Source organism: Candidatus Obscuribacterales bacterium (assembly GCA_036703605.1).
Taxonomy (GTDB): Bacteria; Cyanobacteriota; Cyanobacteriia; order RECH01; family RECH01; genus RECH01.
Window position 1 is genome coordinate 1 of sequence record DATNRH010001173.1, and the last position, 6,645, is coordinate 6,645.

General features: G+C 53.8%; 5 protein-coding genes. 1 reads left to right on the forward strand and 4 read right to left on the reverse strand.

Features of this window, described 5'->3' with window-relative positions; all coding sequences use genetic code 11:
- On the reverse strand, positions 1-388 hold a 388-nt coding region (locus V6D20_24315; protein ID HEY9818906.1), incomplete at its 3' end, for a tetratricopeptide repeat protein.
- A gap of 394 nt (positions 389-782) precedes the next feature.
- Entirely contained in the window at positions 783-2,261 is a 1,479-nt protein-coding gene (locus V6D20_24320; GenBank protein ID HEY9818907.1) for a phospholipase D-like domain-containing protein, read from the reverse strand.
- 374 nt (positions 2,262-2,635) lie between these two features.
- On the opposite strand from V6D20_24320, the gene V6D20_24325 reads away from it, so the two are divergent.
- On the forward strand, positions 2,636-3,802 hold the full coding sequence (locus V6D20_24325) for a cysteine desulfurase family protein (GenBank protein ID HEY9818908.1): 1,167 nt from the start codon (positions 2,636-2,638) through the stop codon (positions 3,800-3,802).
- 81 nt (positions 3,803-3,883) lie between these two features.
- Here V6D20_24325 and V6D20_24330 read toward each other — a convergent pair whose 3' ends face one another.
- Together V6D20_24330 and V6D20_24335 are read right to left on the reverse strand one after the other, a co-directional pair.
- Complete coding sequence (locus V6D20_24330; protein HEY9818909.1) at positions 3,884-5,413, reverse strand: diguanylate cyclase; 1,530 nt, start codon at positions 5,411-5,413, stop codon at positions 3,884-3,886.
- Positions 5,414-6,645: ATP-binding protein (locus V6D20_24335; GenBank protein HEY9818910.1), on the reverse strand; the 1,232-nt coding region annotated here is incomplete at its 5' end.

A 6,645-nucleotide genomic window follows, 5' to 3' on the forward strand; every position in this document is an offset into this window, starting at 1 on the left:
TGTATCGCTCTTGCTGGATGTAGGCAGATCCTAGGGCAAACAAAATACCAGGGTTGGCGGGCTCAATGGATCGCGCCTGCTGTAAAGCATTAATGCTGTTGTCGATGTCCTCCACTTGTCGGTACAGGTTACCCAACAGAGTCCACACCTGAGCATTATCAGGCACAAGCTGGGTGGCGAGTTGGGCGCGGGGCAAGGCCAGCTCGTACTGCTGAAACTGAGCCAATTGGGCAGCTTCTTGTGCAAGACCTAGCCCTTGGTTTTCTAGATAGTCAGCATCCAAGGTCAAAATATGAGGTGCTAGGGCTTGGCCATGGGCTGGCGGCACTGCACCCCATAGCCCTAGGGTCAACAGCATTGGAACAAGAGAGGAAATACGCTTTGGCACAGGTCTATTAAGCTACACGACGAAAACAACGGAGAACAGCGGGTTAGCAAATGCCCACAGGGTAGCGCCATCCATGGATGGAAGCGGCGATCGCTGCCGATTGTTAACCAATTAGCCTGATGCTCAGACATCCGTCTGATTGAGCCACCGGCATATTAGCCCCTAACAGTTTAATCGCTATCAGAATCATCCTGACAGAAAAAATGGCGATCGACCAGCTATCCCCATCGTCCCATGGGTTAAGACACCAGAAACCCTGGAAGCCTTCAAACGTTTGAACGTTCATCTAGGATAGGTCTCAAGCAGTCTGACCACAGCTATATCCTCCAAGGACAGAGTCGTAGATTACCAGCCGATTGTTTCACAGACTGCCCATGGATTGTTGACCTCTAGATTAAGAAGCACAGCGAGCAGTCTGTTCTTGCACCCGCTGCTGTAGCCAGTCTGGAGATCCCAGGGTTGCTTCGGCATACAACCGTGCAAACTCTCGCTGAAAATGGGCTGCCACCGTTGGATTGTCGATGACCAGCAAGTTTTCATCGTTGCTTTCATTGGCCGTGAGAGACCAGTTTTGGGATCCGGTCACCACGATGCGATCGTCAACCAAGCCAAATTTATGGTGCAGCACATCACCATCGGCCAAGAGCGGTATCCCCACTGTGGTAATCGGCGATGCCCAGGGACGGTTTCCCTCTCCATAGCGGCATTGCTGGTTAGGAAGTGCCAGCCCCAGCAGATCTAGCCCTTCGCTATAGTCGCGATACATAAAGCCTGGATCGATCAAGGCGCGGATCTTCACCCCTTGACGATGTTGAGACTCCAGTAGGTTGCTTAACGTTTGGTCGGAAAATACGAAGAGGGCCATGTCGATCGAACGACTTGCTGTACTTAAGGTACGTCCAATCAACCCATTTACACTACGACTCCAATCTTGAGACGACGATGTGGGGGAAAACTGTACCGTAACCTGACTGCTGCCAACGGTCACTGTCTGAGGCGATCGCAGCGGTTTTTGTAGACCAAAACGGCTATCGGGCTGTCCGCCTGGCCCATCGCCCCACATCAGCTCAAACTCTTCGGTAAATAAACGCGCTAAGTCAGGGCTGGCGATCGCCACCAGATGATTCACATTACCCCGACTGTCGGGATTGAACGAGTCACCGTGGGTGCCGCTGGTGGTGAAGTTTGCCGATCCTGACACCACAACTTGTCGATCCACCACCACAAACTTGTGGTGCATTAAGCTGCTGCCCTTGGATCCATCCGCCGTGTCGTCGATCCAGGGAATTTGCGCCGCTTGGATCATGACAAGGGCATCCCGTTCCAGAGCTTCAGCCTCAGAGACGCGACCATCGCTATCCAAATCAGCTAGGGCCAAAAACTCCTGATACTTGCCGCGATCGCGACTATCGAGCGCTTGAACCTCTGCTGACGAAAGGTCACTCCAGGGACGACTGTAGCTATTTTCCAAGACCACCCGCACTCGCAACCCCGCCCGCTGTCGATCTACCAAAGCTTGGGCTACCTTCGGCAGACGCAGTTCTTGAATCGCCACATCCACTGTGGACTGGGCAGCAGCGATCGCCTCCACCAACACCTGTTCTAGATCATCCCCCAACCGCAGTTGCTGGCGATAGGGGTCGGTGTAGGAGGCTGCTTGGGAATAGTTGAAATACGCCTGAATATCAGGATCTTGAGGTAAAGGCTCAAGGAGCGGTAGGGAATCGGACGACGACTCTGGACTAAAGGCTGGGGAAAGCTGCCATTGGGCCAAGCCAATGACCACAATCAACGCTAGGCTGGCCAGCAGCCCTAAACGAATCCACTTCGATAATGACCTGTTAGATGATGCTTTAGATGATGAGCGATGCACGGCTGATGAGGGAGGGTAAGGGACTGGTGAGGAGCTAGGCGCGGAGACTCGCCATGGATCAACAGGCCAGGAGGCTGCCCAAGATCGATGCCCCTAGAGCATCCCTAGCGTGACCTAGACGATCCAGCGATCGCATCCGAGGAATCTAGGAACGTAGCCAAGACTTTTGCGGGGAGGAACAACTGCTCTCAGTGCTATCCAACTCCTTCGCCCAGTCCTAGCTGAACGCTGGGTGGTAGAGCGCTACCAACGGGAGCAATGTTGCTATGATGCTCATAGCGGTCAAGCGCACCAAGGAATCTCCCTCTATCGCTTAGCGATTGGGTCGAGAGAATATCAAATGCTGGAGATGCAGGAACGGTTAGCCAAGCACGATGCAAATTTACCTAGACTACAGTGCAACCACTCCCACCCGCCCAGAAGCGATCGCCCGTATGCAGCAGGTGTTTGCGGAAGAATGGGGTAATCCGTCTAGTTTGCACCAGTGGGGCAATCGATCGGCGACCGTCTTAGAACAGGCTCGGATCCAGGTGGCTGAGCTGCTGAATGCCTTGCCCGATACCATAGTCTTTACCTCCGGCGGCACGGAGTCTAACAATATGGTGATCATGGGCGTGGCCCGCCACTATGCCACCCCTCGCCACATGATCATCTCTAGCGTGGAGCATTCTGCCATCAGCGAACCGGTGCGACTGTTGGAACAATGGGGTTGGCGAGTGACGCGCCTGCCGGTGAATGCCCAAGGACGGGTGAATGGGCTCGATCTACGGGCTGCTCTGCGATCCGATACGGTGCTAGTGTCGATGATCTACGGACAGAGCGAAGTGGGAACGCTGCAGCCCATTGAAGAGCTCGGCAAGATTGTGCAGCGCCATGGGGCCTTGTTCCACACCGACGCTGTCCAAGTAGCCGGCCGCTTGCCCATTGATGTGCGATCGCTCCCCGTCGATCTCCTCTCTCTTTCCAGCCACAAACTCTACGGTCCTCAAGGCGTGGGCGCGCTCTATGTGCGGCCGGGCGTTGATCTTGTGCCGCTGTTGGGCGGGGGAGGGCAAGAGTCGCAGCGGCGATCGGGTACCCAGGCCGTAGCAGCGATCGCTGGCTTTGGGGTGGCCGCCCACCTAGCCCGCGAAGAAATGGCCAGCGAAACACCACGATTAATCCAACTACGCGATCGCTTGTTTGACTATTTAGCCGACGTGCCACACCTCGCTCCCACGGGCGATCGCCTGCATCGCCTACCCCACCACGTCAGCTTCTATCTACCCCAAACCGATGGCAATACGCTGACGGGGAAAACCCTAGTGCGGCAGATGAATTATGCCGGCATTGGCATCAGTGCTGGATCAGCTTGCCATAGCGGCCAGCTTTCCCCCAGCCCCATTCTGACGGCCATGGGCTACAGCGATCGCCATGCCAAAAGCGGCATTCGCCTTACGCTAGGGCGCTTAACTACCGAAGCCGATGTTGATTGGACAGCGCTGGTGCTGCGACAACTGCTCTACCGCCTCGTCCCCAGCCCAGCATTATCCGGTTGCTAATCTGCCTCACCACGAACGTTCAAACGTTTGAACATCTACAGGTTTCTGATGCCTTCACCCATAGGATGCTAGCCGTAGCACCTAGAACAGCACAGACGAAACACCCAAGGACATGTTGGCTGTCTGATAGGCATTGCGGCCCTTAGCCTTGGCTTCATACAGGGCTCGGTCGGCGGCGGTAATCAACGCTGTTGCGCCATGGGCATCTGAGGGCACCAGGCTAGCAATGCCCAAACTCATCGTAATGATAGGAGCCGTATTGGAGTAGTCGTGGCGAATATGCAGGTTGGCGATCGCTTGCTGGATGACTTGGGCAATATACACCGCCCCCTCCCAGTCAGAATTGGGTAGAATCACGGCAAACTCTTCGCCACCATAGCGAGCAGCCAAGTCGGCCGGTCGGCGAATGCTTTGGGTAATCGCCTGGGCAATCTGCTTGAGGCAGTCATCTCCCGCTTGATGGCCGTAGTGGTCGTTATAGAGCTTGAAGTGATCTACGTCGCACAAAACCAGCGATAGGGGCTGTTGTTCCCGACGCGATCGCCGCCATTCCTGATCCAAGTACTCATCAAAACGCCGCCGATTAGCCAATTGGGTTAATCCATCGAGGGAGACGAGGCGCTGCAGTTCTAAGTTTGCTCGTCGCAGGGCTTCTTCCGCCTGTTTCTGCTGAATTAAGGTGCCCAACTGTAGCGCGACGGCGCTCACCACATCCAGCAGACGTTGATCTAAAGCGCGATCGATCACGCTATAGAATGTCAGCACGGCTAGGGAGCGATCGTGGAGCACCACCGGCACCGCAAACGCAGTTTTCAAGTTTGCCTGATGGGCCGCCACACAGCGCACACAAGGCAATAAGTCGTGGCGGTCAAGGCTACCTTGCCAGGCCGGCTGCTGAGTTTGCCAGACCTGTCCCACCAGTCCTTCTCCCTGTTGATACTGGGTGTGTAAACTACAGTATTGAAACTGTGTCATGTCATGGGAGTCTAAGAGAAGATAGGGCTGGCGTAGGGTAAGAGCTTCTTCATGGTCCCACTGCATCCAGGCTTCCCCATAGTCCCAGCCGATGGCATCACAGACTTCTTGCAAGATAGCCCGCAGGGCCATATCAATATCTGCCGCTTGATTAGCCGCTTGAATGGTGGATAACAGGAGTTGGGTTTCAAGTTGCGATCGCTCCAACTGCCGGTTGCGCTCTAGCAAAAGCTGCTGCTGCCGCTGAATCGTCAACTGCGCCTTGACACGGGACAATACTTCCTGTTCTTGAAATGGCTTGGTGATGTAGTCCACAGCACCCAGATCAAAGGCCTGCACCTTGTTTTGGGTGTGATCGAGGGCGCTGATGAAAATAACCGGGATATCCAGAGTCTTAGGATGGGCTTTGAGCTGGCGGCAAACCTCATAGCCATCCATCTCAGGCATGTTGATATCCAGCAAGACTAAGTCTGGCGGTTCGATTTGCGATGCATGTAGTGCCATACGCCCGCTAATACTCCGACGAACTCGATACCCTTGCGATTCCAGCATTTTAGACAGCAGGCGCAAATTTTCTGGCGTATCATCCACAATCAGAATATCGCTCGATGGCAGGGCCAAGGATGATTGAGCCATTTAGCCCTCCAAAAAACCAGTAAGGTTAACGATCGCTTCTAGCTGAAAATTGTCAATTAGATAGGTCAGAGACATAGCCAAGTCTGACGATTGAGAGGGAATTTCAGCTACAAGGTCGTATAACGTTGCTTCATCGATAATAATTGCTGCTTCTCGTAGTCTAACCTGCCAGTCTCGGGGCATACAGCGCAAATCCTCGGAATTTAGAGGACGAATAGTCCCCACATTTGGAGAATCTATCGCATCTGCGTAGATATACTCTAAGTTTAAATGCTTGCCAATGCGCTGCAGCAGCACATCAGCTTGAAAGGGCTTGCTGAGGAAGTCGTCACATCCCGCCTCGAAGCTATCCTTGCGATCGTTGTGAAAGGCACTGGCCGTGAGTACTAGAATGATCGACCGCTTCTCGGCTCCTTCAGCTTGGCGAATCGCTCGCGTAGCTTCTAAACCATCCATGCGAGCCATTTGTAAGTCCATAAGCACCAAATGAGGCTGGCACTGAACCCAGAGGGCGATCGCTTCTTCGCCATCCACAGCCTCCCACACTTGAAAACCAACACCCTGGAGTAGCTTCACTAGCAATAAACGACTTTCCGCAACATCTTCTACCACTAAAATACGCACAGGATGGTGGTGCGGTTTCAGGGATACCACGGATTGTACTACCGGTTCTGGCTGTTCATCCACAGCATGGGCTAAGCCAAGGGGCACCACACAGGTAAAGGTGGATCCTTGACCAACCTCGCTTTGGACTGACAGTTCTCCTCCCATCATGCGGGCAAACTGGCGACTAATCGACAGCCCTAAACCACTACCTTCCGTAAATTGGCGAGTCCGCTCAGTTTGTTGAAAAGCATCAAAAATAGACCGTAGATCCTGGGGATGGATCCCAGACCCTGTATCGGTCACACAAAACTGTAGCCACACATGACCGACAATGCCGCTAAGGGACGGCGCAGTTAAAACATGGGAGACATGAACGGCTACGCGTCCCCGTTCCGTAAACTTCACAGCATTCCCTAGCAAGTTAATTAAAATCTGCCGCAGTTTACCTTGATCGCCATAGACCAACTGAGGTACATTGGGTTCCCACTGCACCGATAGATCTAAGCCTTGACGCTTGGCCTTTAGGGCAAACATTTCTTCAGTGGAGCGGAGGGTGCGATGCAGATCAAAACTGATGTCATGGAGCTCAACTTGCCCTGCCTCAATTTTTGACATTTCTAAAACGT